Source organism: Sphingobium sp. AS12 (assembly GCF_019097845.1).
Taxonomy (GTDB): domain Bacteria; phylum Pseudomonadota; class Alphaproteobacteria; order Sphingomonadales; family Sphingomonadaceae; genus Sphingobium.
In genome coordinates, this window is sequence record NZ_JAHRGM010000027.1 from 1 (window position 1) to 24,477 (window position 24,477).

At 61.7% G+C, this 24,477-nt stretch carries 21 protein-coding genes and 1 pseudogene; 9 read left to right on the forward strand and 13 right to left on the reverse strand.

The window, feature by feature from the left end; translation table 11 throughout:
- Window positions 1–90, forward strand: a 90-nt coding sequence (locus tag KRZ98_RS24565) for an IS3 family transposase (protein ID WP_368389819.1), incomplete at its 5' end; no start/stop codon positions are given.
- Here the strand turns inward: KRZ98_RS24565 and KRZ98_RS24570 are convergent.
- The 8 genes from KRZ98_RS24570 to KRZ98_RS12160 form a co-directional block, all read right to left on the reverse strand.
- Window positions 56–394 carry an alpha-ketoglutarate-dependent dioxygenase AlkB gene (locus KRZ98_RS24570; protein ID WP_368389816.1) on the reverse strand — a complete coding sequence of 113 codons (339 nt, stop codon included), beginning with the start codon at window positions 392–394 and terminating at the stop codon, window positions 56–58. The two genes, KRZ98_RS24565 and KRZ98_RS24570, sit on opposite strands and share 35 nt — an antisense overlap.
- A gap of 48 nt (window positions 395–442) precedes the next feature.
- Complete coding sequence (locus KRZ98_RS24575; protein ID WP_368389817.1) at window positions 443–604, reverse strand: hypothetical protein; 162 nt, start codon at window positions 602–604, stop codon at window positions 443–445.
- Complete coding sequence (locus tag KRZ98_RS12135) at window positions 601–1,041, reverse strand: thermonuclease family protein (RefSeq protein ID WP_254798300.1); 441 nt, start codon at window positions 1,039–1,041, stop codon at window positions 601–603. Before KRZ98_RS12135 ends, KRZ98_RS24575 begins: the two co-directional genes overlap by 4 nt.
- Entirely contained in the window at window positions 1,038–1,283 is a 246-nt protein-coding gene (locus tag KRZ98_RS12140) for a hypothetical protein (protein ID WP_217673786.1), read from the reverse strand. The genes KRZ98_RS12135 and KRZ98_RS12140 overlap by 4 nt, the downstream gene beginning before the upstream one ends.
- 13 nt (window positions 1,284–1,296) lie before the next feature.
- Window positions 1,297–4,569 (reverse strand): error-prone DNA polymerase, encoded by a 3,273-nt coding sequence (locus tag KRZ98_RS12145; RefSeq protein WP_217673787.1) that lies wholly within the window; start codon window positions 4,567–4,569, stop codon window positions 1,297–1,299.
- Window positions 4,569–6,386, reverse strand: a complete 1,818-nt coding sequence (locus KRZ98_RS12150; RefSeq protein ID WP_217673788.1) for a DNA polymerase Y family protein — start codon at window positions 6,384–6,386, stop codon at window positions 4,569–4,571. Before KRZ98_RS12150 ends, KRZ98_RS12145 begins: the two co-directional genes overlap by 1 nt.
- Complete coding sequence (locus KRZ98_RS12155; RefSeq protein ID WP_368389818.1) at window positions 6,304–7,062, reverse strand: ImuA family protein; 759 nt, start codon at window positions 7,060–7,062, stop codon at window positions 6,304–6,306. The genes KRZ98_RS12150 and KRZ98_RS12155 overlap by 83 nt, the downstream gene beginning before the upstream one ends.
- A gap of 110 nt (window positions 7,063–7,172) precedes the next feature.
- Window positions 7,173–7,829: an SOS response-associated peptidase family protein gene (locus KRZ98_RS12160; RefSeq protein ID WP_217673790.1), complete on the reverse strand. Its 657-nt coding sequence runs from the start codon at window positions 7,827–7,829 to the stop codon at window positions 7,173–7,175.
- 59 nt (window positions 7,830–7,888) lie between these two features.
- Here KRZ98_RS12160 and KRZ98_RS12165 point away from each other — a divergent pair, with 59 nt between their 5' ends.
- The 7 genes and pseudogenes from KRZ98_RS12165 (at window position 7,889) to KRZ98_RS12195 (ending at window position 16,869) form a co-directional block, all read left to right on the forward strand.
- Complete coding sequence (locus tag KRZ98_RS12165; RefSeq protein WP_217673791.1) at window positions 7,889–8,413, forward strand: SOS response-associated peptidase family protein; 525 nt, start codon at window positions 7,889–7,891, stop codon at window positions 8,411–8,413.
- Window positions 8,414–8,566: 153 nt separating this feature from the next.
- The gene (locus KRZ98_RS12170) at window positions 8,567–9,631 is read left to right on the forward strand and encodes a hypothetical protein (protein WP_217673792.1); all 1,065 of its coding nucleotides are present in this window, start codon (window positions 8,567–8,569) and stop codon (window positions 9,629–9,631) included.
- Window positions 9,632–10,053: 422 nt separating this feature from the next.
- Window positions 10,054–10,557 (forward strand): annotated as a pseudogene (locus tag KRZ98_RS24410) (sigma factor-like helix-turn-helix DNA-binding protein); the annotation flags it as partial.
- A 1,720-nt stretch (window positions 10,558–12,277) separates the two neighbouring features.
- A complete protein-coding gene (locus KRZ98_RS12180; RefSeq protein WP_217673793.1) occupies window positions 12,278–14,236 on the forward strand; it encodes a DEAD/DEAH box helicase family protein in 1,959 nt (652 codons plus the stop codon).
- Window positions 14,226–14,423 carry a CxC ATPase DNA modification system associated small protein gene (locus KRZ98_RS12185; protein ID WP_217673794.1) on the forward strand — a complete coding sequence of 66 codons (198 nt, stop codon included), beginning with the start codon at window positions 14,226–14,228 and terminating at the stop codon, window positions 14,421–14,423. The genes KRZ98_RS12180 and KRZ98_RS12185 overlap by 11 nt, the downstream gene beginning before the upstream one ends.
- Window positions 14,413–16,389 (forward strand): hypothetical protein, encoded by a 1,977-nt coding sequence (locus tag KRZ98_RS12190; protein WP_217673795.1) that lies wholly within the window; start codon window positions 14,413–14,415, stop codon window positions 16,387–16,389. Before KRZ98_RS12185 ends, KRZ98_RS12190 begins: the two co-directional genes overlap by 11 nt.
- Before the next feature lie 3 nt (window positions 16,390–16,392).
- Window positions 16,393–16,869: a hypothetical protein gene (locus KRZ98_RS12195; RefSeq protein WP_217673796.1), complete on the forward strand. Its 477-nt coding sequence runs from the start codon at window positions 16,393–16,395 to the stop codon at window positions 16,867–16,869.
- On the opposite strand, the gene KRZ98_RS12200 is transcribed toward KRZ98_RS12195, so the two are convergent.
- Genes KRZ98_RS12200 through dndB form a run of 5 tightly spaced genes read right to left on the reverse strand, consistent with a single transcriptional unit; the run spans window position 16,830 to window position 23,250 of the window.
- Window positions 16,830–18,308 carry a DNA phosphorothioation-associated putative methyltransferase gene (locus KRZ98_RS12200; RefSeq protein WP_217673797.1) on the reverse strand — a complete coding sequence of 493 codons (1,479 nt, stop codon included), beginning with the start codon at window positions 18,306–18,308 and terminating at the stop codon, window positions 16,830–16,832. The genes KRZ98_RS12195 and KRZ98_RS12200 overlap by 40 nt on opposite strands.
- Window positions 18,309–18,311: 3 nt before the next feature.
- Complete coding sequence (gene dndE, locus KRZ98_RS12205) at window positions 18,312–18,695, reverse strand: DNA sulfur modification protein DndE (RefSeq protein ID WP_217673798.1); 384 nt, start codon at window positions 18,693–18,695, stop codon at window positions 18,312–18,314.
- Complete coding sequence (gene dndD, locus KRZ98_RS12210) at window positions 18,685–20,691, reverse strand: DNA sulfur modification protein DndD (protein WP_217673799.1); 2,007 nt, start codon at window positions 20,689–20,691, stop codon at window positions 18,685–18,687. The genes dndE and dndD overlap by 11 nt, the downstream gene beginning before the upstream one ends.
- Complete coding sequence (gene dndC, locus KRZ98_RS12215) at window positions 20,688–22,157, reverse strand: DNA phosphorothioation system sulfurtransferase DndC (RefSeq protein ID WP_217673800.1); 1,470 nt, start codon at window positions 22,155–22,157, stop codon at window positions 20,688–20,690. The genes dndD and dndC overlap by 4 nt, the downstream gene beginning before the upstream one ends.
- The gene (gene dndB, locus KRZ98_RS12220; protein WP_217673801.1) at window positions 22,150–23,250 is read right to left on the reverse strand and encodes a DNA sulfur modification protein DndB; all 1,101 of its coding nucleotides are present in this window, start codon (window positions 23,248–23,250) and stop codon (window positions 22,150–22,152) included. Before dndB ends, dndC begins: the two co-directional genes overlap by 8 nt.
- A 43-nt stretch (window positions 23,251–23,293) precedes the next feature.
- Here dndB and KRZ98_RS12225 point away from each other — a divergent pair, with 43 nt between their 5' ends.
- Window positions 23,294–24,463: an aminotransferase class V-fold PLP-dependent enzyme gene (locus tag KRZ98_RS12225; protein ID WP_217673802.1), complete on the forward strand. Its 1,170-nt coding sequence runs from the start codon at window positions 23,294–23,296 to the stop codon at window positions 24,461–24,463.
- Window positions 24,464–24,477 lie beyond the last annotated feature (14 nt).

Genomic DNA, 24,477 nt, shown 5'->3' on the forward strand with positions numbered 1-24,477 from the left:
CAGTACATCAATGGCTTCTACAACACCCGTCGTCGCCATTCATATCTGGGCGGCATCAGCCCGCTCGCGTTCGAAGCCAAGGTGGCATAATGAGATAGGTGACCGGCACAAAACCGTTACAAGTCCACACTTCACCGGACAAATGATAGATGGAGCCGCTCATGAGTTTCGCTTTTGCGCGCTCGAACCCGAGAGCGGTCCGGCGTCGCAGCCGCAACGTTGCTTCATGCCCGAGCGAGATCCCGACGACATGCTCGAAGACTGGGCGATCCTTGTGCCACCCGATCCCGGCGCCCGGATCGTATCGGATAAGCAGTGCCTGGACGAGATCATCGGGGTGGAGGCCCGCGAACCTCGCCGCGCGGGCCCGGAGATCATCGAGCCATTCCGGCATAGGCTCGGTTGGCGCGAACGCACCGGTTTCGAAGTCGTAGCTCCAGCCCTAGGAACAGGTAAGCCGCTTGCCGGTCCATTGCTGGAAGCGAAACGGGCTGAGGCTCGTCTCGTCGATATGTGCGATCAGCGCGGCTTCCTCGGCGGCCGAAATACAGGCCTCGGTCATCGACAGGCCAGGAACGACGGGTGTCTCGAAGAGGTCGATCATCGCGGTCTTCCGCGGCCGCCCTCGGCACCGCCCGCGGCGCGCAGCAGATTTCCGAGCCGGCGGCCGCCGAGTGTGCAGGATGCCACGACGCGATCGTAGCTACGTCGCCCGGCGCGGCAGGCCAGCGTCTTGCCCATCACGATCCGTTCGAGCCGGCGCTTGGCTTCGATGCCGCCGGGTTCGCGTAGTTCCGGCGCATAGAAGTCAGCGAGCCGAATTTCGATCCAGCTTGCCGGCCGGCCAGCGGGACCGATGCACAGCCCGTCGCCATCTCCGATATAGCGCACCACGCCGGAGAAAGCCGTGCCCTTGGACGGCAACGCCCCCTCGCAAGGGTCGGCAAGCGCCGGAGAGGCCCAGGCGCCCGCGACGCAAGCGGCGATGATCGCGATACGGCCTTTCATGGTGCTGGCGATATAGGAAGCATAGCCTATCATTTCGCAGTGCCTCCGTTGCTGCGGATCTGCCGGACGATCCCATTGTACGCGGCGTGAAGGCCTTGGCTTCGGCCAATATCGTGATCCGATCCGGCCGCTTCCCAGAACGAGATCAGCCAGTCATCGGCTACCCAGGGCCGCAGGTTCCAGAGCGCCAGGGCGACACCGCGCGACTGCGTCTTTCCACGGGTTGCGGTCGCTTCCCGAAGGACGTTGAGAGCGCGACTGATCGTGCCTGCCATGCGCGCATCGGCATTAGTGAAAGTCATGGCTGCGGATGCGCATCATTTCTTCCTCGTCCGGCACGGCATTGAAGGGGCGGTAGGAGAGCGTCCTTCCCTTCGGAAAGCCTGGATCGCGTGGGTCTGGGCCGCCACCGTTGGTCGCGCCATCGCCATGCCCGGGTATAACCCGCAAGTCGCGACCGGCGATCGATCGCAGCATCGCGTCATGGTCGGTGATGCGATCGCAGATGACATGGATGACTTCGCCTTCCTTTTGGAGCCGCCCGCGCATCGCGATCATCGAGGCGGACATGACCTGGCGGCGATAGATTTCGAAGCGATCAGGCCAGAGGATTCCTTGCGCGACGCCGGTCTCGTCCTCGATCGTCACGAACAGCACGCCCTTGGCCGAACCGGGGCGCTGGCGCACGAGAATGACGCCGGCGACCTCGACATTGCCACCGTCGCGGATCGAAGCGAGATCGGCGCATTTGACGATGCGCATGTCGTCCAGTTCGGCACGCAGGAACTGGAGCGGATGCCCGCGAAGCGAAAGGCCGAACGAGCGATAGTCCTCAACGACCTCGCGACCCTGGGTCATTGCCCTGAGCGATACTGCCGGCTCCATGCCCTCGGGCGAAAAGCCACCCTCCCGTGCATCTGCCGCAGCGAACAATGGCAGCGGCGCCTCGCCGAGGCCCTTCGCCTTCCATAGCCCTTGCCGGCGATTCTCGGCAATGCAGTGGAAGGCGTCGGCCTCCGCCAGCTTCTCGATCGCGGCACGCGGCGTACCCGCCCGGCGCCAGACTTCCTCGACGCTGTCATAGGGGGCCGGGCCACGGGCGCCAACGATCGCTGCGCCGTGGACATTGGCAAGCCCGAGGATCTGGCCGAGGCCGAGCCGCACCGCCATGTATCGCCCGCCAGTCGGTTCGAGCGTGCAGTCCCAATGGCTGTCGTTGACTGAAACCGGCCGCACCTCGACGCCATGTTTGCGGGCATCGGTTACGATCTGCGCGGGGGCATAGAAGCCCATGGGCTGGGCATTGAGCAGTGCCGCGCAAAACACATCGGGGTGATGATGCTTCATCCAGCAGGACGCATAGGCGATCTTGGCGAACGAGGCGGCGTGGCTCTCGGGGAAGCCATATGAACCGAACCCCTCGATTTGCTTGAAAGTCCTTTCGGCGAAGTCCTTGGGATAGCCGCGCTCGATCATGCCTCCCACCAGCTTGTCGTAGAAATGGCTGACTCCGCCTGTAAGCTTGAACGTCGCCATGGCCCGCCGGAGCTGGTCTGCTTCGACCGGCGTGAACCCAGCGCCCACGATCGCGACCTTCATTGCCTGCTCCTGGAAGAGCGGCACACCCAGCGTCTTTTCAAGCACCGCCCGCAGTTCGGGGCGGGGATATTCCGGCTTCTCCTTGCCCTCGCGGCGCCGCAGATAGGGATGAACCATGTCGCCCTGGATCGGGCCGGGGCGAACGATCGCAACCTCGATCACGAGATCATAGAATTCGCGCGGCTTCATGCGCGGGAGCATCGACATCTGCGCGCGGGACTCGATCTGGAACACGCCCAGAGTGTCCGCTTTCTGGATCATCGCATAGACCGACGGATCGTCATCCTGCAGGTCGGCCATGCCGACCTTGATGCCCTTGTCCTGCTCAAGAAGGTTGAAGGCCCGGTTCATGCATCCGAGCATTCCCAAGCCCAAAACATCCACCTTCATGAACTTGAGGGCGTCAATATCATCTTTGTCCCATTCGATGATCTGCCGGTCCTCCATCCGGGCCGGCTCGATCGGCACGAGATCGTCCAGCCGGTCCTGGGTCAGAACAAAGCCGCCTGGATGCTGCGAGAGGTGGCGCGGCGTGCCGATTAGCTGGCGCGCCAGTTCAAGCGTCAGCTTGAGGCGATGATCCTCGGCGTTGAGATTGAGGCTTTCGACGCGGTCTTGTGGAATGCCGTCCATGCTCCAGCCCCACACGAGGCCGGTCAGCATCTTCGTCAGGTCTCTTGGCAGCCCGAGCACCTTGCCGACCTCGGCAACCGCGCCCCGCGTCCGATAGCGGGTGACGACGGCGGTCAGTGCCGAACGGTGACGACCGTAGGTCTCATAAATCCACTGGATGATTTCCTCGCGCCGCTCATGCTCGAAATCGACGTCGATGTCAGGCGGCTCCTTGCGCTCGCCCGACACGAACCGCTCGAAAAGCAACTCGTGCTGGATCGGGTCGATCGAGGTGATTCCCAGCAAAAAGCAGACGCAGCTATTCGCCGCGGACCCACGCCCCTGGCACAGGATTCCGCGCCGCCGGCTTTCCGCGACGATGCTGTTCACGGTCAGGAAGTATGGCGCATAGCCAAGTTGGGAGATCAGCCCAAGCTCATGGTCGATCTGGTCACGGTAGCGCTGAGGCACGCCATCCGGGAACCGGCCCGACGCGGCCTCCTCGGTCAGGCAGGCGAGCGCCTCCTGCGCGGTGCGGCCTTCCATCACCTGCTCATAGGGGTATTGGTATTGGATCTCGCCGAGGTCGAAGCGACAGATGCCGGCGATATCGTCGCTCGCCTGGATCGCGTCGGGAAATGCCACGAAGCGACGCTCCATTTCCTGCGGCGACTTGAGGTTTCGGTCCATGAACCGCTCGCGCCGAAAGCCCAGTTCCTCGACCTGGCATTTCTCGCGGATCGCGCTCACGACATCCTGCAACGGACGGCGTTCCGGCGTGTGATAGAGCACATCGCCGGTCGCAACCGAGCGCAGGCCAGCCTCGCGGATCATCCTATCGAGCAAATGCAACCGAGCGATGTCGTCGGGGCGTCGCCGGAACGACAGGGCGGCATAGCCATGCATGCCGAAAATCGTGCGCACGTCATCAAGGTGCGCTTCCGTGACGGGGTCAGGCATGTCGGGCAAGAGGATGCCGACCATGCCAGTGGCATGGGCAGCGAGGTCGGCGAGATCGAGAAGGCAGCAGCCTTTGCCCCCGCGGGCCTTGCCGATCGACAGCAATCGGGTGAGCTGCGACCAGGCCGCGCGGCTGGTCGGGTAAAGGAGCAGTGCATGGCCCTCGCGCGTGTCGATGCGCGCGCCCGCTATCATCCGGCAGCCGGTGGTTTTCTGGCCGTCCCAACCCCGAACCACGCCCGCGACCGAACCCCAATCGGCAAGGCCCAGCGCGCTATGGCCGAGCAATGCTCCGGCGGCGAACAATTCCTCCGGCGATGACGCGCCGCGCAGAAAAGAGAAATGACTGGTGACCTGTAGCTCGACGTAACTTGTTTCGGCGTTGACCATCAGCCGAAGACCCCATGCATATACCAACTCAGATCGCCGGTGGGGCCATCGACGCCATCACCGCGACGGAACACCCAGAAGCGCGCGCCCCCCTCCGCCTCGACCCGGAAATAGTCTCGCACCGCCCAAAGCTCCCCGGGCCGGCGCCACCACTCTCCATGGATGCGTTCGGGACCATCACCAGCGATCACGCGATAATCCTGCCGCCGCCATGTGAACCGGCGGGGTGGATGATCGGGGAGCAATGCCACGACATTGCGCAGCGGTTCCGGACGGGCAAGCAAGCGCGTCGGTCGCTTCCATGCCGGCCAACCTTGCGGCTCAACGAGCGGTCCAACGCGCTTGATGGCGCGTTCGGGCACATCGCTTTCGTGTGACGCAAGGCGGAAAAGTGCTGTCGGACCGGAACGACCGATAAGCTGATCGATCAACGGAGCGAGGTCCGGCCGTTGCGCACCGTCTTCCAGTAGCGCAGCAACCGTGCTGGCGCCGAGCGGCTCGCTATGCGGAACCTCCAGGTGCATCGCCTCGATACCGAGGGCTGGCTCGATCTCAGCCAGCCTGAGTGCGAACATGCGCTTGAGATGCTTCGCATCCCGCGTCGCCCGGGAAGCGCCGATGCCGATATGCTGGACCTCGCCATCGACACGGTCGAGCCATAGGGCGACCTTGCGCGCGCCCAGCCCGCGCAGGCGCAGCACCGGCACCAGATCATCGACCAGATCGGATATGACCTGGGTGATGCTTTCGGGCGTGCCGATCGGTTCGAGCAATCGCCGCGTCACGCCGGGTTTTTCAAATGGGATGACCGGGATGATCGGCTCGGCAACCATGCCACGAGCCTGATCAAGCCGCTCGACGGTCGCGAGGCCAAGCCGGCGCGCCAGCGGCCCCCGTGGCATCTGGTAGAGATCGCTGATGCGTTCGAGCCCGAACCGCGCTGCCGCCGTCAGCGCCCCGGGCGTGAGCCGCAACGCTGCCAAGGGCAGAGGCCCGAGCATCTCGGCCTCATGGCCTGGCGGCAGCAGTATGATCGGCGCGCCACCGTGGCGCGCCAGTGCGTGGGCCGCCCCGGGCGTCCCAGCGATCGCGATCGTCGCACTGAAACCCAATCGCTTGAGGAAGCCGAGCAATCGGCGACAGAAGCGCTCCTCGCCGCCGAACAGGTGGGTGGTGCCGGTAAGATCGAACCACAGGCCGTCAGGCCCCGAAACGGCTGCGGTAGGGGTCCATTTGCGAACGGCATGGAGCGCAAGTCGGTCGAGCCACATGCGGTCGGCTTCCGGTTGGGCATCCAGCACTTCAAGGCCAGCAACCAGCGCGCGAGCATGCGCGGCCGCCATGTCAGGGTTCAAGCCAAGCTCCAGCGCTTGGAGGCAAGCGGCGGTCACGACTTCCTTCTGCCCGCTGCGCTCGATCAGGATCGTCGGGGTGCCCCAAAGGTTGGCCCAAGTAAGCGTTGGTGGTGCCTTAGACGAGCTCGATCGGCCATCATCGCCAGGCAGAGTTCGGAATGGCGGGTCGGCGGCTTCGCTGCGTCGGCCCATTTCACGCATTGTGGGTCGCTGATGGGCCGGAAGCCTGTCGATATCAGCCTGGCTGGGCTTCGCGACGATCGCTCCATCGCGCGCCCATCGCGCACCCGGGCGCCAGCCGCCGCCGCGCGGAACGGAGCAAGCGCCAGGATTGTCGTCAATCGGAGGCGCGAGCGCCGCAGCCGCCTGCTGCGCCGGCTCAGGCGGCCTGAACGGCCGCTCTTCCGCGCGCAGTCGCTCGATCGGGAGCTGCGGCAGGAAGAGCGAGGCGACCCTGTTCATCGCAGGCCTCCAGCTCAAGAGTGAAGGGATTGCCGGCGCGCTGCCGTACCAGTTCGACCGACCAGCGGGATCGGCCGACTCCGGGGAAAGGCAACCGCGCCGATTCGACGCAGCCGATCCGCCACCGCGTCATAGCCGCCGATTGCGTCGAAAGTGGGCAACGCTCGCGTGAGCGATGCCGGCGATAAAGCAGAATGGGTGTTCGGCCGTCCGATGCCGCAAGCTGAAGCCGCCGGGTAGCGGTCATGTCCGCCGCCTTAACCTCGGCGATTACACAGGCGAGCGAGCCGTCGCGAAGGCCATCTTCCGCCATCGCCAGTACCTGGGAGTCCTTGCTGCCGTGCGCGTACAGGATGCAGTTGGGGCCAAGCCCGACCTGCTCAATCCCCGGCGCATAAAGGTCGAACTGAGAGAGAGCCCAGAGCACTGTCCGGCCATGACTGTTCGCAAACCGGGCAGCTATGCCCGCAGCGAACAGCGTAGCGGCTGCGTCGTCGTTGAGGCTGGCGGTCGCCGCCGCGATTTCGTGCAGCCCGGCACCGTCAAGACCATGGTCGGCGAGCCGATCGTCCATTGCCCCGATACCGAACGCCAACGCTGGCCCGCGCGTCTCGTCGGCGCGCGAAAGCTCGGCGCGAAGCGACGCCAGTTGCTCGGCCGAGGGCCGATCGGGCAAGGACGAAGGTGTGGACATGGACCAGCATACGACTCAGATGTTCGCTATATGTTCCGATGAGTCACGCTCGCCGTCAAGCCGATTGCGGTGATCGGTAGTTCCGTCCTGGGTCAGAGCGGGAGCGTCGCCTGTTCGGGTGAGGGAGCGGGATAGACCTGCTCTACCTCAAGCATGCCAGCAGGGAGATATTGCAGAACATCCGCGGCAGGCACGTCCGGATCGAGCCAATCGGCCCATTGGTCGCGGGTCAGCGGGATGATCTGGCGATGGTGATATGGCTTGATGTCGTTGCCCGCATCCATGGTCAGCAACGAGAAGGCTTCTCCGACCTTCGGGTCATGTTGCCAGATGCCCGCCATGCAGAACCAGCGATGGTCTCTCATCTCGAACAGCCACTTGTCGAGCCGCTTGTCCTTTGGGCGCGGCACGGCGGGATCGGTGAACTCGTAGAAGCCGTCGCACAGCACTAGGCAGCGGTTAATGCTGAGGTCGGGGGCCTTCCCACCAAACCCCTCGCTGCGCAGGTTGTAGACCGGCCCCTTCTTGCCCGGCCAGCTCCAGCGCCGATTCACCAGTTCGCCGACGGCGCGGTAGTTGCCCTGTGGTCGCTCGACTGCACGCACGATCGGTGCCGTGTCAGTCATGCGGATGTCAGCGCGCGGATTGTCGTCGGGCGCGCCTTCAGGCGTCTCGATATTGATCTCGAGGTCGTCGAAATCCTCCATTATGGAGGCGATCTCCACCTCAAGCCGATAATCGTTGCACATCCGCGGGGTCTCGATCCCGAACCTTGCGATCCGTTGATGTTCCAGTTATGTTCTCAGCAATGAGCGCCACTGCAACCCCGTTCGACTCGAATGCGGCGGAGGGCACCCTTCGCCAGATCATTCGATACAAACCCGATGGTTCGGGCAAGAAGGAACTCGTCAACGCGCACTGGGGGACTAACCCCAGGTTTAGTGACGGGATCGAATATCGCTTTGTGCGATCGGAAGGAAAAACTTTCCCTTCGCACCGATGCCTGACCCCGGCCTCTGAATTCCGAGTGAAGGTTACGTCGAAGAACTATCGCGTCACGCTGAATGATGGCAATTTCTTCTATCTGGCCGGTGTTTGGGAGCCTGCGATGGGCGCATGGCCGCTTGCATTCAGAATTATCACCGTCGGTGCCAACCCCGAGATATCTCGCTACCAAGAGCGACACGGTGCGGTCATCCTGCGCCGCCAAGTAATGGACTGGCTCGATTGCAACAAATTGGAAGCGGATTTGCTTGTGACACCTCCGGCGCATTTCTTCCTGATCGAGGAAATCAGCTCAACGGAGCGCCACAAGCGCGCACTGGCTCGATAGAGCGGTCCAAAGCGCGCGCGCATATTAAAAGAGCCCCACGCTGCTAACCTTTTCCCATTGGTCTTTGAGATAGAAGGACAACGGTGTCGACATGTCCGCGAAGAATCGGCACTTTATCGATCCAGGGGGACGAGTGTGCCAATTAGCGAATCCGTGATTGTCGAAGCCGTTGCGCGATATGATCGTGAACGCGACCGCTATATCAAACTCGCGAGCCGCGTAGCCGACCTTTGCCGCGGCGCAGTAGTTGAAGATAATGCTATCCGAGCGCAGGTCACCTCTCGCACGAAGACCGTTAAAAGCTTTGAGGGCAAGCTTCGCCGATTCTCCCGCCGGCTCGACAAAAATTTTGCTTCGGTGGACGACGTGTTTGCGCAGATAGGGGACTTCGCTGGAGTGCGTATCGCAACCTACCGTCCAGAGGACGAGGCGCGGGTCGCGGAAGCCGTTGCTCTCCTATTTTGCGGAGCAGATGGTGGCGCGATCGAGATCGATCCCAAGGATAAGCTCAAGCCGGCGGCCGGACAATTTTACCGTGCGACGCACTGCCAGGTGCATCTGCCGGAGAATGACCTGGTCGGAAATTACGAGAATCTGCGCGGTGCAAGCTGCGAGATACAGATCTGCTCAATGATGGCGCATGTTTGGAATGAGATCGAACACGACATCGGCTACAAGCCTGAAGGCGAAGGGCCGAGCGACGCTGAACGTGGGCTGCTCGAGGCGCTAGGGCATCTGACCCGCGCGGGCGACGCCGCCATTACCCGGTTGCTTGCGGCGAATATTGCTCGGATGGCGGTGCAAACCGGTGACTTTGCCGACGTGCATGATTTCGTCGCGCGGATGCGGCCTTATTTCCCGGACGCCGACTTGTCGGTGAACGCTGGGCTGGCATTTGACGAGGCGATTGCGCTCGATCTCGTATCGATCGACAGGATCCGTGCGCGACTGGGCGATGATGCGCTGAGCCCAGCGATCGCCGCACCGAAAATCCAGGCGTTCAACGCCTATCTCGAAGAGCAAGGCCATTCCGATTTGGCGCTCAATCCCGCCTCTGCTGATTTGTTCACGATCGCGATGCTCGAAGCGGACGTCGATGCGATCGTCGTCAATCATGCCGGTGGGCGCGGCAAAGGACGTCCTCCGCGCATCTTCTATCTCGCGCGCGCTTACAAGGAGTTCGCAGGAAAACAGCTGGCAACGGATCAAGCGGCCTAATGGAGCAGCGCGCAGCCGAAATTGACCATATCGACCTTGCTGACTCGGCGGCCAATGCCGAAGCGGTCGCGGCGGCTCGCGCCATGTCAATCGAACAACTAGTCGCGCAACACGACGTCTCAGTGCGACTGCGCAATACGATCGAGCGCGGTGTGCTCGAAGGTGTGATGCCGTGCATTACGGTCGGCGATTATATCGACGCCGGACCCGGCGCCCGAGCGACGTTCATGACGGCACTGTGGGCGTTCGGTAAAGGGACCGCCACTGAACTTGAAGCGCTTATCTCCTCCTTTCTCGCCGACGCTTCGCTCGAACCGCGCGACTGCCGACAAGAGTCTGGATTTGTGTGCGCCCACGGCGAGGATCCGATGCGCCTCGACACGCTGCTCGGAAAACTGGCTGGCCTTACCTATGCTGATGCGATGCGCGGTCAGGTCGTTTCGGTGCGATTAAGCAATGCACTCAATGGCACGATCCTCGTCGACAATCCGCTCACTGAACTGCTCGTCGGTGGCGCAGCATCCCGCGCAGAGCTGCTGCAGAAGCAAAATTTCGGACGCAAGTCACTAGTTGAGCTCGAAGCGCTTGTCCAAGGCGAGGTCGTGCGCACTTTGGTCAAGAGTTGCTCAGACCCGGCGATCCTGCTTGACGATTGCGCCTATCTATTTGGAACTCCTGAGGCTCGGCGCCTTGAACTGGCAAATCGCATCCTCGATTTGATTGCCGCCTGTCCACCACGCGACACCGATCTCGCCGGACTCCTTGATTGGGCCATGCCGGTTTTAGAGGCGCGCGAAGTCTCGGTTCTGCACCGCCGCTATGGTTTCGATGGTGCTGACGTCGAGACGCTCGAGGAAATCAGCGCGACTTATTCGGTCACGCGTGAGCGCATCCGGCAAATTGAGGCCAAAGCGCTGCGCAAGCTCTCGGCCAAGCTCGACGGCACGCCGCTCCGGGCCCTGCTCGCCACGGCTTCCGAACGTTTTTGGGACGAGCGTGCCGTGCCGTTCCTGCCGGCGCATGACAGCTATCAAATCCGTCGCGAGCTGCCGGCGCAATTGTCGCTTGCGCTCGATATTGCTGGATTAAGTCTCGGCGAATGGCTTTCCCAGACCAGCGTCGCGATGCGGTTCGGCTTCGTCGCCAATTGTTGTGATGCCGAAGCAGTGTCGGCTCTCGGCGCCGAACTACGCCGGATTGCCGCTGAACGCCCACTGCCAATCGCTCTCGACGATCTTGCGCTTGACCACGGCGCGACGGTGATTGCGGCCGCGGTTTGTGTCGAGACCGAACTCGCGGTGGCGGACGGCTATCTACTCCTCCAGCGTCCTCGTGCTCGCTTGCGCAGGATGACCCGGCTCCACCGCCTGCTGTGCGCGCATGGCGGGTCGATGTCGCTATACGAACTGGAAGACGCCTATACCGCGGCCTTCGACGATGATCCGTGCTCGCTGCGCGACTTCGACATCGTCATGGACATCGCGCCGCATCTCTTCTTGGAGGTCGAGGACGGCCTTTGGCTGGCCGTAGGCAACGGCCCGAAAGATCACCCGTTGCCGCAGGCGCTGGCTGTGCCGCGGCCTGCCGAACCAATCGACCCGCTTACGATCGCTGGATCTTTGCTGGATGCACTTCACAGCCGGGGCCCGACGCCAGTTGTCGAGCTTTACCGAGACGCAGATTCCATTCTCGAGCCCGGCCGGTCGCGGAACAGTGTCGCCCCAGTGATGGTCAGCCGACCCGACCTGTTCCTCCGCGTTCTCCCCGGCGTGTTCGCGCTTCACGACCATCGGCTGGACGAGGCGTCGCTGTTGGCAGCAGATTTGCCTTATCTACTCAATGAGCCGCAGGCGCGAGCATATGCTTTCGCCCGCAAGGCTGGCGAGCCATGGGGGACCTATCGTCTGTGGACGCCGGCTGCCGAATATCGCTTGTGCACCTGGGCACGGTTCGACGCGCCCGCACAACTCTATCACTCGCTATTGGCGATTGCGTCGATCGATCTCTGGCCAGTGGCCGAGACGGTCCGAGCTGACTGGCGCCGCCTTCGCGCGCTCCAAGGTCGTTTCGAGATTATTGTATCCGGCAAGATTCCGGACCCCGAGCCGCGACCAGGCTTGGACCGGCTTTTGGCCGCATGTCGAATCGCCCGCGAGCGCGGTGATCTCAATTGGCTCGCGATCAATCGCATGATGGGTCGCCGGCTCGATGCGGCCGGCGGGCAAGGGCTGCTGGCGCTTATGCTCGCGCTGGACTGCGTCACCCTGCCGGAGGGGCAGGAGGGTGAACTGCCGCTCTTAGCCCACCCGGCGACCGACCGTGCCCAAGTTCTGGCTGACGACCTTGCGCAGCTGCGCATGCAAACCGGCAACCTGGATTGGGAGAGTACGCTGGGCCAGACATTGCGGTCCGAGGCTATGGCAGCAGGACTGTCCGTGCTTGGCTGGGCAACTCCGGATCGCATCGCCGCTCTGTTTGGCGAAGCCTCCGCTCATACCATTGAGACGGTGAGCGCTGCTGAAGACGAGGAGGACGACGATTTGTTCGCCCGCCTGATGCGCGAACATCGCCGCACCGCAGAAGTTGCCCGCCGGGACGCGACCGCCGAATGGCTGCTCGACGAATGAGCGAGGCTAACCGGGCATCATGAGCACAATCGACCAGCTCAAGGGCCACTATCGCAGTGGCCGTGACGATCTGTCCTCGGCATTCTTTCAACCGTGCATGCGCGAGGCGAGCCGTTATCGGCGTGCGGTCGGCTATTTCTCGACATCAGCATTGCTGAGCTGGACCGACGCATTGCCCCGGCTTGCGCTCGAGGATTGCCTCAAGATTCAGCTGATCGCGTCGCCAGAACTGTCCGAACAGGACCGCGATACGCTGCGCGGTCTAGGGTCTGCAACACAGCGCGACGCCTATCGCGCCATGGTCGTCGAGAAAGTGCTCGAAGCAATTGTCGCGCTGATCGAAACTCCGTCGGATATCGGCCTACGTGCCCAGATTTTGGCCTGGCTGGTCGCCAACGAGCGGCTTGAGCTGCGCTTCGCGTTTGCCGAACACGTCGACGATCCCGGCATCTTTCATGAGAAGATCGGCATTTTCGACTTTCCTGAGAACCGAACGGTCGCCTTTACCGGATCGGCCAATGAAACACTCGGTGGGCATCGCCGCAACTATGAGTCGATCGATGTCTATCGAAGCTGGCTCGCGGGAGAGACAGAGCGTGTGGCAGTCAAATGCGAGCAGTTTGAGGAAGCCTGGGACGGACTCGCGGAAGGCCTAAGTGTGCTCGCGCCCAAAGGTGAGGTGTTGGACAGGTTGCGTGCACGAGCGCCGCGGCGTCTGCGCGATCAACTGTCGCCGACCGACAAAGCGGCACCGAGCGCGCCGGATCCACGTTGGCGGCACCAGGATGACGCGGTGGCGGCTTTCATGGCAGCGCACGCCGGGATTCTCGAAATGGCGACCGGCACGGGCAAAACCCGCACCGCGATCAAGATCCTCGACCGGCTCATTGCCGAGGGACAGATCGACAGCGCGATTGTCACCATGGATGGTACCGACCTGCTAGACCAATGGGCCGCCGAGCTCGATGGCTGGGCTCTGCGGCAAAAGCCGTCCTGGCTGGTCTACAAGCATTTCGAACGCCATCATGAACTCGGCGAATTCGCGCTCGACCCGGATCATGCGCTTCTCGTCGTCTCACGCGAGCAGCTCCACAAGATCCTCTCGCGGCTGCCTGACAAGGCAAAGGCGAAAATGCTCATTGTTCATGACGAAGTGCATGGCCTTGGCACGCCGTCGCTCGTGCGCAATCTCGCCACCGCGCATGACGCGTTCATCTGGAAACTGGGCCTTAGCGCCACGCCGGACCGCGCCTATGACGCCGTTGGCAACGCCTTCATCCAGTCCGCGCTGGGACCGACCCTGTTTGAGTTTCCGCTCGAGGCGGCGATCCGGCGCGGGGTCTTAAGCGAATTCGACTATCTACCGCTGCCCTACGACCTGACCGACGGCGACCGCGATCGTTTGTCGGCCGTCTATGCCAAAAAGGCTGCGCGCGCGCATGAGGGTAATCCCATGCGCGACGAGGAATTGTGGACTGAAATCGCCAAGATCTACAAAACCGCCGAGATGAAGCCGTCGGTGTTCGCCGATCATCTCCGCGATCATCCGGAATGGCTGAACCGCGCGATCTTGTTCGTCGAAACCAAGGAATATGGCGCGCAAATTCTAACCATTATCGATCGCTACACGCATCGTTACCGGACTTATTATGCCGATGATGACCGTGCTCATCTGGTTAGCTTCGCCGATGGCGAGATTGACAGTCTGATCACCTGCCACCGCATCAGCCAGGGTATCGACATCCGCTCACTGTCGACCGTCGTTCTCTTTGCTTCGGCGCGCGCCAAGCTTGAGACGATCCAGCGGATTGGCCGGGTGCTGCGGACCGATCCGGACGATCCCGGCAAGCGGGCGCTTGTGATCGACTTTGTCCGCCCAGCCGCGCCCGGCGACACCTTTCTCAATGCCGACCAAGAGCGTAGCACTTGGCTGACCGACCTTGCCATGACCAGAAGGGAACCTAACGATGGCGCTTGACCCCGCGCTTGCCGGCGCGCTCAAAGCTGCGGCCAATGAGGCCGGGCAACCCGACGCGGTCGCCAATCGCCTGCTTGCCTGGCTGACCCATATGAGCGACAGCGAACTGAGCCGGGACGCGCGCGGCCAATTCTATGATGCTGTGCGCCAAGCGGTCTTGCTGCCGGGGGCCGGCAATGCGGATTGATCTTGCCGGCTGGTCCAGCCGCGGCCTGCGCACCCCCGACATCGAAATCGATTTGCTCGACGGTAATGGCGAGCCCGCCAAGGTCGCGCTCATCCAGATGCCCAACGGCACCGGCAAGACGACCACCCTTGAGCTGATCAAGGCGACGCTCAGCAATGAAGCCGCCAGCTGGACGCCAGACCAGGTTCGGCGCCTTCGGCGCCGGCTCGACACGCGAGCCGAAGGCCAGTTCATCGTCAAGCTGCTCGTCAACGGCAGGCCGCTGACCTTCGAGCTCACACTCGACTTCGAGAATGGGACCGCGCGCTACCGCACCACCAATGTCGGCAGCGGCGGCATCGTCACAGGCTGGGCACCCTCGCCCGAAGTTCACCAGTTTCTCTCTCCCGAATTCCTGCGCCTTTTCATCTTCGATGGCGAGTTTGCGGATGAGCTGTTCGATCCCAAAAAGGCCGAGGCGGACCGCGCAATTGATGCGCTCTGCCAGCTTTATCTTTTGGGTGAAGTGTCGCAGTTTGCCGAGGAGGAATGGGACCGGCGCTCGAAAGACAGCGGGCCAAAAACCGACAGCGGCCTGCAGCGCTATCTCAACGAGCAAATGACGCTAACCAAGCGTCGCGACGAACTGCAGAAGATGGACTCGCATGCTTCGCGCGAGATCGGCATCCACGCTAAGGAGATTGCCGACCTAGAAGCGAAGATCAACCAGCGCCTCGCTAGCATGAAATCCACACAGGCCGAGCACGCGTCTGCGCTCACTGCGTTGGGCGAAGCGGAGCGCGATCTGTTGGCTGCCACCAGTGCCGCGATGACTGCAATCCGCATGCCGCTGGCGATGAATGCCGCGTTCGGCTCTTCGCTCGTTGAGCTGAAGGAAAATCTCGATCTGCTGCGGCTACCTGAGAATACATCGGCGCAGTTCTTCGAAGAGCTGATCAACGAATCAGAATGCATTTGCGGGCGCGACATGACGCCGGGGGCGCGGCACGAAATCATCATCCGCTCCAAGCGCTATCTTGATGCCGATGAGTCCGGCACGATCAATGCGCTCAAATCAGATATCGACAAGTTCACCGCAAGCCAGGGTGAGGACGCGCCCAACGAAAAGCTTGCGGTGCAGCTACGTGCCCTCGGTGTCGCTCGCCGTGCCCAGCACAAGGCTGAACAGCTTGTCCGTACCTTGAAACAGCAGCTCATCGATGAAGGCGACGAGCAGCTGAAGGCTTGGGAAGCTGCGCTCGACGAGCACAAGGGCAAGCATGCGGAATTTCGGGCGGTGATCGATTCAATCGCAAGCGAAGGTCATCCCGACGACAAGACGATCTTCTCGCTCAAGCTCATCGAGCGCAAGCTCAAGGAAGTGAGCGCGAAGATCGCCGAGATCACCGAGACCGTCACGCTGCGGAAGCAGACCGACATTCTCAAGGACATCCTGGCCCGCGCCGCCGCCATTGCGCGCGGCCAAATTCGCGACGAGCTCGTGGTCGAGGCCAATCAGCGCATCAAGGGCATTCTGATCAACGATCCGCTCGAAATCTCGAAGATCGATCGCTCCCTGAGACTGGCCGACCAGGAGGGCGCGAGCGTCGGGCAAACCTTGTCGGTCGGCTACACTTTCCTGATGAGCGTGCTCAACCGCGGCAACAACAACTTCCCCTTGGTCGTCGATAGCCCGGCCAACCCGATCGATGGCGACGTCCGCGAGAATATCGCAGCACTTATCCCCTCGCTGTGCACGCAATTTGTGGGCTTCACGATCAATACCGAGCGGCCGGGCTTCGTCTTGCCGCTAGAAAAGGCTGCCGGGACGGTCAAATATCTGACGATGTTCCGCAAGACCGAGGGCACCGCGCGGTTGCTTCCCGGCTTGCCTGCCACCGGCGTCGTCCAGACTGACAGCGCGGTCTTGGTCGAGGACCGCGACTATTTCATGAGCTTCGGCCTCAAAGACGAGCAGGAGGCCTGATCAATGGCGATGTTCCGACTACGCACTGACGCTGAAGCCTGGCTCTCGGAGATCGAGAAAACCCAGCACATCCGCTCGAAATTCGATCTCTACTATTTCTGCTTGATGGCAGGCTTCGCCAGCGGTCGGTCTAGCGAAACTCACATCACCGGAGCGGGTTCGAAGGAGTTTATCGACTATTTCATCGACGATTATAAGTCGGCGAGCACTCTGTTGATCGGCCTGCTGGTGATAGCAGAAATGAAATATAAGGGCATCGACGTCACCGAAAAATCCTCGGTCCGCGGGCTGTTCAAAGACATTGTCGATGCAAGCAACGGCAACAACCATCTGACAGAGCACGGCATGAAGCGGATGAACGCCTATGCCAGTGGCGGCTTTGAATATCTTTCGCAGAAGCGCGACACCAAACCCTATTCGATCGAGGAGTTTCTACGCGATTATGTCGCCTTAGTCGGCGACGCACTCACCCCGGTTTGAGGAACGCGAATCAGCCGGTGGCCTGCGAGCGTGAAACCGTTCTCGTTGAGCACGGCCTCCCATCCACGCCGCAGCCCGATCCGGTCGGTAGCCTCGAGTAATCCCGCTGCTTCCTCAGCCTTGGTTAGCCGGGCGAACGTGGCGCGGCGCGGATAGCCTTCCGCCACAAAACACTCTTTGCGGTGAAGCACAGGCGGATTCGGTTGGCCTTTGAACCAGCGCCGCTTGAGGCGCAGCTCCCGCAGGTCGATGTTAAATGAGAAGTCGAGTGCGGGGTGCGGGTCGCGGTCGAAATCGGGATAGGCGAGGTAAGATAATTTCGGCTCACGCCGGTAGATTTTGATCAGCGTCGCGCCTTCGACCGCCCCTAAATAGCCATGCCCGCAGCCGGCAAAGGCGCGCAGCAAGAGCGGCAATTGTTCGAGCGCCGAGAGGTGGACATAAATCGCTGTCGGCGTCGTCTTGCCGACCGTGGCCGCGCTGACCGCTGCATCGACCGCGCCGGGCTGGCCGAGCTGCAACAGCAGCGCCTCGGCCTGACGCTGTGCGGCGGCATAGGTGCCAAACAATGCACGTACATCGCGCCGGAGCGGTTCGCTTAGTTTGGACCAGCGCATCCCGCGCTCAAATCGACTGAGCGCCAGATAAAGGAGCAGATCCTCGCGCCGGGCTGCGATGATCTGACCCCAATCGACCTCCGCATTGGTCCGCAGGATTGCCTGAAAGGCGCGTTTGATGCTTCCGAACACCCTGGCGATCACTTCGCTTTCGGCGAGCTCGTCGGGCTCGGGCAGCCGCGCGCGCTCGGTATAGAAGCGGATCAGCCCATCGACCAAGGCGGGATGCTCGCGGCAGCGCTGTTCCGACAGAGTGAGCGATGGCGCCGCAATCCGTCGGCGCGTCTTAGCGCTGCGATAGGCTTCACCAGCATCAGCATCGCGAAAGACATAGAAAATTCCGGGACCTGCAGCGATTGCCTCAGCGCCCAGCACCTTCTCAATCCAGTGTTTGAGCTCCTGCTGCTCATAGAATTTCTGGAAGGTGTTCCGGCTGGTTAGGATGCCGTCGGCGAGCCGCGTGCGCTGCGCGAGGTCACGCTCTTCCCCGGTCATCCGCGCCGCAACGATCAGCAGTCGGCCGGCAAGTTTCCAGGCGGATTGCAGCGTCTCCGCACGCTCGGCCGGGGCTTCGATGACATTAATGACATAGCCGAGATTTACTACCGCGGAAGGGCGTAGCTCAGTGTCGGGCCGGTGATTGGGATCCCAGCCATTGGCGACCAGGCCTTGTGCCATGAGCAACCGAAGATCATCACCTTTTCCACAACCATAATCGAAAAGGCTTGCATCCTCCCGGACGAGGCCATCTGCAATCGCCAGACGCCATGGACGTGAAAGCGCTTGACGGCTGAGAGCAGTGCGGTCGCGGGCGACCTCCATCGCTCAGGCTGCGCGGTCAGCCCGGTGGATCAGGTCGGCAATGCTGCGAAGCTTGCGATCACCGGCGAGGTAGGACAGCCCGCGATGGACATGAAGGCGCAGCTGCTGGCCGATCAGCTCATCATCATCGCCCAGACCGTCTTCGAAGCAACGCTGCTTGACCAGGGCAAGCAGGATATCGGCGTAGCGGCCCCCGAACACATCCCACGTCATTTCGAGATTGCTATCGGCCGGGATCTTCGCAGGCGGGGGAGGGATCGCCTCGGCGAGCGAAGTGCAAAGCGCCCAGCGCGCCAGAACATTCATATGTTCGATTCCGGTATGTCGCTTCAGACGAGCGAGTTGATCTCGTGCTGTCTGTGAAAAGCGGATCGACCTAACTGACATGTATAGACTCGCTAGTGGCGTTCACTTCGCTGAAATAGCCGGGCTCAACACTGGTCGTCCCGCGTTCTTCATCGAACTGTAGATGGTATGCGCGGCCGACGAATGGCTTAAGCGCTTCGAAATAACCGCCGGCGATTTCCTCGTCGGTCGACAGCAAGATCACCTGATGGCTGGCCAGCGGAAAATAATGGGTGACCAGGCGTCGGCGATGCGAGCTGTCTAGCCGGCCAAGCGGCGTGTCGATCACCGTGGGCAGCGGCCGGCCCGATGCGCGCGCCAGGCCCCAAAGAACCGAAGTCGCGAGTAGCTGACGTTCGCCTGCCGATAAGCGATCGGGCGGCAAGGGGTTACCGTCGCGGCCCGTCAGCGCTAAATGGAAAGTTTCCGGGTCGATCCGCAGGCTGGCGACTAGCGTCTTTTTACGCAGCAGTTGCTGGAAGCTGTCAAGAACGAGCGCCTCGATACGCGCCAGATGGCGGCGGATTACCGCATCGCGAAACTTGTCGAGCGTCTCGCGCACCTTGCTCACATGCAACAGCACGCGGGCGCGGTCGTCCTGCGCGAGCTGAGCTTCCTTGTCATCGGCGGTGAAGCGCGAAATTTCGGCTTGGGCGCGCTCAAGGTCGCGTCGCAACCGGTCGAGCTGCTCGCCTTCGGCCTTTTGCTCCGTCTGCAGAACCGCCGCGCGGGTGATCAAATCATCGCGCTCAGATGACAATGCAGTCAACGCTTCGGCGGTCGGCACCGCTGCGACCTGGTTGCGCGCATCCTCGAGCGCGATCCACGCCCTGTGCTGGTCATCCAGCAGCGACGGGAGCATTGCACGCGCGGTGTTCAGTTCTGCTTCGGTCAGCTCGCGCAGACGATCGCGACCAACATCGCTCATGCCCAGACGCGGCAATTCGACTGCATTGCGGCGACTGGCACGGTCTTCGCGGAGAAAATCCGACAACGCTTTGAGTACAGATGAGCTCGGTTTCTGTTTAGTAATCGTTTCAATGATCTCGGCGTCACGCTTCGACAGCAATTGATCGGTCGCGAGCGCTTGCGCCGAAGCAGTCTCCATGCGGCTTTGTTGGGCGGTCCGTTGCAGCAATGGCCCCACCAGCAAAAGTGGCGACGCCCCAGCGGCGGCGTCGCGCAGCGTACGCTCAGTCGAACGAAAATGCGCTTCGGCGGTCGAGAGTGTCCGTTCGAGTTCGCCTCGCCGTTCATAGAGATGGCCGCCCTCTTTTCGAAAGCGCTCCTCTAGTCGGGCTCGCAAATCTTGCATGCGAGTGAGGTCGGCTTCACGCTTGGCATGCGCAGCATGGACGATGTCGATGCGCTCGCGCAATTCCTCACGCCGTAGCTCGAGCACTTTGAGTTGGTCCTGCTCTTCCTGCGGCCGCACTTCCATACGCCGTCGGCGTTCGATCACCGACAGGTCTGAGCCGAGCTTCTCGACGAGGTCGAGCCCCAGCAAATTGTAAACCGCGGTTTCGATTAGTCCCGCCGAGCTGCGCGGGTCGGCATAGGCCTCGATCTGCTCGCCATCGAACAGGAACAGGTGGGCTATGCGGGAAGGCAGGAACTCCTCCACCTGTTCAGCCCAATGGTCGGTCGCCATCGCGTCGAAGCGATGATTGCGGATCACCTCAAGCTGATCCTTGCAGGTCTTGGGCGTGCGCCGCCAGCTACGCTTGACGTGATAAATTTGCTCCTCGCCATGCGACATGTGGCGAAAGCGCAGTTCGATCATTGCGCTCGTCGCGCCGTTACCCCGGTGGATCGAGCCCTCGAGATATTGCTCGTAGCTCATGCCCTCGCGCCGGGACGGTCGAGCAAGCTGGCCATACAGGCACAGCTGAATTGCGTCGAGTAAAGTGGTCTTGCCCGCGCCGTTGAGGCCACCAAACAAGATGATCGGCTGCTCCGGCGAAGGCGGTGTCAGATCGACGACCACCCGGCCACCATACTGGCCAAAATCATGCAAAGTGAGCTGATCGATAATCACGCGATGTCCGCCGCCTGATTAGCTGCGTCCTGTTTTGCTTGTTGGCGCGTGCGTGCGCGATCAGTTGCGTCAGCCTCATCCTCATAGAATCCGCGCTCAATGGCACGTTCGAGCTCGCCGAACACGCCAGCGCGGCGGGCCATCACGCGGTGCTTGCGCTCGATTGAGAGCAATTGCCGCGTGAGCTCGAAGTGGAGGGTGTCGCCGCTGATTTCCTTCAAGAGCTCGATATCCTCGGCATTGAAGCTCATGCCGTCGTCGAGCCGCCCACCCGGATACGGCTTGTCCATTATTCGCTCATAGAGCTTGGGTAGACTATCTTCGATTTCATGCTTCTCTACTACCCAGATCCGGCGGATTTCCTCAAGTTCCGGGAGCGTGATTAGTTGGAGACCAGCCATTTCCTCAGGGCCATGGATCTGCACATGCAGCTGTGCGGCGAGCAGGTCCTCAAGCCATTTCTGTCGCGCCGCTTGCGTATAGGGTCCCGGCACCAGCTGGTCGTTAAACAGTTGGACATGCCCGCTCATCCGCCGGAAATCGCGAAGCGGCCGGTCGTCGGGCACATCCAGCGCGTTGCGCAGATCGAGCAGCGGCTGCATCCACTCCTTGTCGGTGTCGTTCTGGATCATGGCCTGCATCGACCGGTCCTGGTCGACCAACGTGCAAACCCAGCAGCCGAAACGGCTGTCGCCGCAGCTCGGGGTGGTCGAATCGATCACCAACGGACATTCGCCATCGGCCGAGGCGCCTTGATATAGCGTCAGCAAATCCTTGTTGTTGTGACCCCAGGGATTGCGACGCTGCATGAGGAAAGTCCACACATCATCATTCGACCAGTCGGCGATCGGGCTATAGACATAGGCGTTGGGCAAGGTGGTGTTGGGCGACAGCTTCGCTCGCACCTGCTTGCCCTCGAGCCGAGTCATCACATGGTTGCGCGCCGCGCTTTCCGCCTTGCGCGTTCCAAGCACGATGATCGCCTCGCCATTGGCGCGCACGACTTCGCCGATAAATTTGTTTGACGGGTTAATCTTGAGCCGCTCGGTGCACCATCGAAACCGCGGACGCGGTGCGGGATAGCCGCGGCCGATGAGGTTGACCCAGAAACTGTTACGCACTTCCGGTGTCAGCCGGTGCGGCGTCAGTGGAATGCCAGCAGCCTTAGCGGCATCGCCCATCTTGTCGAGAGAGTTCTGCACCCAAGTCGCGACGATCGGATTTTCAACCAGCGTGTCGGTGCTGATCGCATAAACTGGCTTGATACGCTCGTCCGCGGGCAGCGCGACCATCGCCATCCAGATCAGCTGCAGTACCGCAGAGCTGTCCTTGCCGCCGCTGTAGCCGACCACCCAAGGGATGCCGTCGGCGCGGTACATGGTCTGAATCTCATCGATCAGCGCGGCGATAGTCGCCTCGAAACCGAGTTCGTTAAAGGCGCTTTTGCGCCGCGGCTGTTCAGCCATCGCGGCGTTCTCCTAGTTGATGGGCTTCCTCGGCACGGGTTTCTTCCGCGGTGAGATTGATGCCCAAATGGTTCTTGATGGCGTTGGTAGTGAGCAGGACGTTCTGCTGCGCCTTCGATACGCGCCCGCCGATCATTGCGCGGCCCTCCCACAAGCTGGCATTGTTTCGCCGCCAGTCGATTGTCTCAATCTTCTTCAGCTGCTTCTTCCAATCCTTGGGCTGATGGTGGAGCAGGCTATTCCCGACTCGACCAAGCGCCTGGAGCACGACGCCGTGGCTGTGCAGAAAATCCTCGCGCACATCGCCGGCGGTGATTTTGGCCTGCTGGACCTGCGCCCATTGCGGCAGCTGTGCGCCGACCGCTCCCCAGAATTCCGCCGCGAGCTTGGCGCGCTCTTCTGCCTCTTCGAGCTCGACATTCTGCAGCAGCGCGGCGGTAGCGGTGTAGATTGCGCTCAGCGTGAACAGCCGGCGTGATCGTGGTGCGAGCGTGGTGCGCTCCATTTCAACGACGTCGCGAAACACCGGCGCGCGCGAGACAACCAGCTTAGCAAGCAGCGCCTTGTCATCGCGGTGGTCGTATAACACGCCAAGGGATCGCGCCGGTCGGATCGCATAGCGATTGAGGTCAGCGAACATCTGCTGGCAGCGAGCTAAGCCCTGATCGAGGAAGAATACGACCGCGATGCTCTCGTCGCCGATCGACGGGTTCTCGCGCATCGCCATCTCGATCGCCGCGCGACGGTGTTGACCATCATTCAAAACGAATCGCGCTGACATCGGGATCCGCAGCACGCCCATCTTTCGCGATTCCGGATCATCGCCGAAAGGCTCAAACTTAACATCGGCGTCGACAGACGCTGTGATCGCGGAAAATACGTAATCGTCGGGGTTTTCGAGAACGTAGCGCGCCATTTCCGGCAGCCGCGCTTTGTTCAACTGGCGTTGAGCGCGCAGCTCAGGTACCATCTCGTCTTCGTTGAAGAGAAACAGTTTCGGCAGGAGCCGGAGCGGGCACATCGACACGTAAAATTCGCGGCTGGCCTGGACGCCTCGGATTGCCGGAAAGGCATATTCGAATCCTGCTACCATGAAAGTATCGACGTGCGCTCCCTCTGGACCTACACTCGCGATTGTGGCACTGTTTGTCAAACAGGAAACATACTTTGTTTGGCAAATGACATCATATTTTGATTGCGCTGCGACTGCACCGATCGACCTCGACGCGAGAACCGCACTGCTGCGCTTTACAGATCTAGAGTATGGCAATGCGGGTAGTCGTACCCACGAATTCGGCGTTCAGGCTAAGCGAGCTGTGCAGTCCGCGCGCGCGCAGATCGCTGAGCTTGCTGGCGCTCGCGCTGACGAAGTGATCTTCACGAGTGGCGCGACCGAAGCCAACAACCTCGCCATCCTGGGACTTCGCGCGCATGGCGAAAGGACTGGCAGGCGCCATATCGTCACCACCGCGATCGAGCATAAGGCAGTGCTCGAACCCGTCCAGGCGCTGGTAGCCGCCGGCTTCGAGGCGACGATTGTCGCGCCCAGCACCGACGGGCGCGTGAGCGCCGACGACGTGCTGACGGCGGTTCGGCCTGACACCCTTTTAGTGTCCGTTATGCACGCCAATAACGAAACTGGAGCGTTGCAGCCGATTGAGGCGATCACCAGCGGTCTAGTCGGTACAAACGCACTCTTCCATGTCGATGCTGCCCAGAGTTTCGGCAAGCTGCGGGGGCCGCTGACCGATCCCAAGATTCATATGATCAGCGTGTCGGGCCACAAACTATACGCGCCTAAGGGTGTCGGCGCACTGATCGTTCGACGCGGAGAGACCAAGGTTCCGCTTGCTCCACTGACCTATGGCGGCGGGCAAGAACGGGGCCTTCGTCCGGGAACCTTGCCGGTCGCCCTGGTCGCCGCATTTGGCGCGGCATGCGCGGCTGCGTCGCGTGATGCAGACGCCCGCGTCGCGCGATGCAGCGAAATTCGCCAGCATCTGCTCCATGCCTTCGAGCCTCTTGGCGCGATGATCAACGGTTCGTCCGATAATGGTTTGGCATCAACCTTAAACATCAGCTTTCCTGGCCTAGACTCCGAGGCCGTAATACTCGTGCTCAAAGACCTAGTCGCTTTGTCAAATGGCTCCGCCTGCACCTCAGCGAGCTATGATCCCAGCCATGTTCTTGTAGCTATGGGCCTGTCCGACGATCGCATCGATGGCGCGCTTCGCTTCTCCTGGTGCCACATGACCGAAGAACCTAACTGGGAGGTCGTGGCCGCGCGCATCCGAAGCCTGAGCTGATTGCCAACATTGCT

Bases quoted from the DNA above. Each gene is read 5' to 3' on its own strand.
- dndC (WP_217673800.1), bottom strand. From the start codon at position 22,157: ATGGCTGAACAGCCGCGGCGCAAAAGCGCCTTTAACGAACTCGGTTTC.
- dndE (WP_217673798.1), bottom strand. From the start codon at position 18,695: ATGTCAGTTAGGTCGATCCGCTTTTCACAGACAGCACGAGATCAACTC.
- KRZ98_RS12145 (WP_217673787.1), bottom strand. From the start codon at position 4,569: ATGGTCAACGCCGAAACAAGTTACGTCGAGCTACAGGTCACCAGTCAT.
- KRZ98_RS12165 (WP_217673791.1), top strand. From the start codon at position 7,889: ATGAGCGCCACTGCAACCCCGTTCGACTCGAATGCGGCGGAGGGCACC.
- KRZ98_RS12135 (WP_254798300.1), bottom strand. From the start codon at position 1,041: ATGATAGGCTATGCTTCCTATATCGCCAGCACCATGAAAGGCCGTATC.
- KRZ98_RS12190 (WP_217673795.1), top strand. From the start codon at position 14,413: ATGCGGATTGATCTTGCCGGCTGGTCCAGCCGCGGCCTGCGCACCCCC.
- KRZ98_RS12140 (WP_217673786.1), bottom strand. From the start codon at position 1,283: ATGGCAGGCACGATCAGTCGCGCTCTCAACGTCCTTCGGGAAGCGACC.
- KRZ98_RS12160 (WP_217673790.1), bottom strand. From the start codon at position 7,829: ATGTGCAACGATTATCGGCTTGAGGTGGAGATCGCCTCCATAATGGAG.
- KRZ98_RS12180 (WP_217673793.1), top strand. From the start codon at position 12,278: ATGAGCACAATCGACCAGCTCAAGGGCCACTATCGCAGTGGCCGTGAC.
- dndB (WP_217673801.1), bottom strand. From the start codon at position 23,250: ATGGTAGCAGGATTCGAATATGCCTTTCCGGCAATCCGAGGCGTCCAG.
- KRZ98_RS12185 (WP_217673794.1), top strand. From the start codon at position 14,226: ATGGCGCTTGACCCCGCGCTTGCCGGCGCGCTCAAAGCTGCGGCCAAT.
- KRZ98_RS12150 (WP_217673788.1), bottom strand. From the start codon at position 6,386: ATGAACAGGGTCGCCTCGCTCTTCCTGCCGCAGCTCCCGATCGAGCGA.
- KRZ98_RS12200 (WP_217673797.1), bottom strand. From the start codon at position 18,308: ATGGAGGTCGCCCGCGACCGCACTGCTCTCAGCCGTCAAGCGCTTTCA.
- KRZ98_RS24570 (WP_368389816.1), bottom strand. From the start codon at position 394: ATGCCGGAATGGCTCGATGATCTCCGGGCCCGCGCGGCGAGGTTCGCG.
- KRZ98_RS12195 (WP_217673796.1), top strand. From the start codon at position 16,393: ATGGCGATGTTCCGACTACGCACTGACGCTGAAGCCTGGCTCTCGGAG.
- KRZ98_RS24575 (WP_368389817.1), bottom strand. From the start codon at position 604: ATGATCGACCTCTTCGAGACACCCGTCGTTCCTGGCCTGTCGATGACC.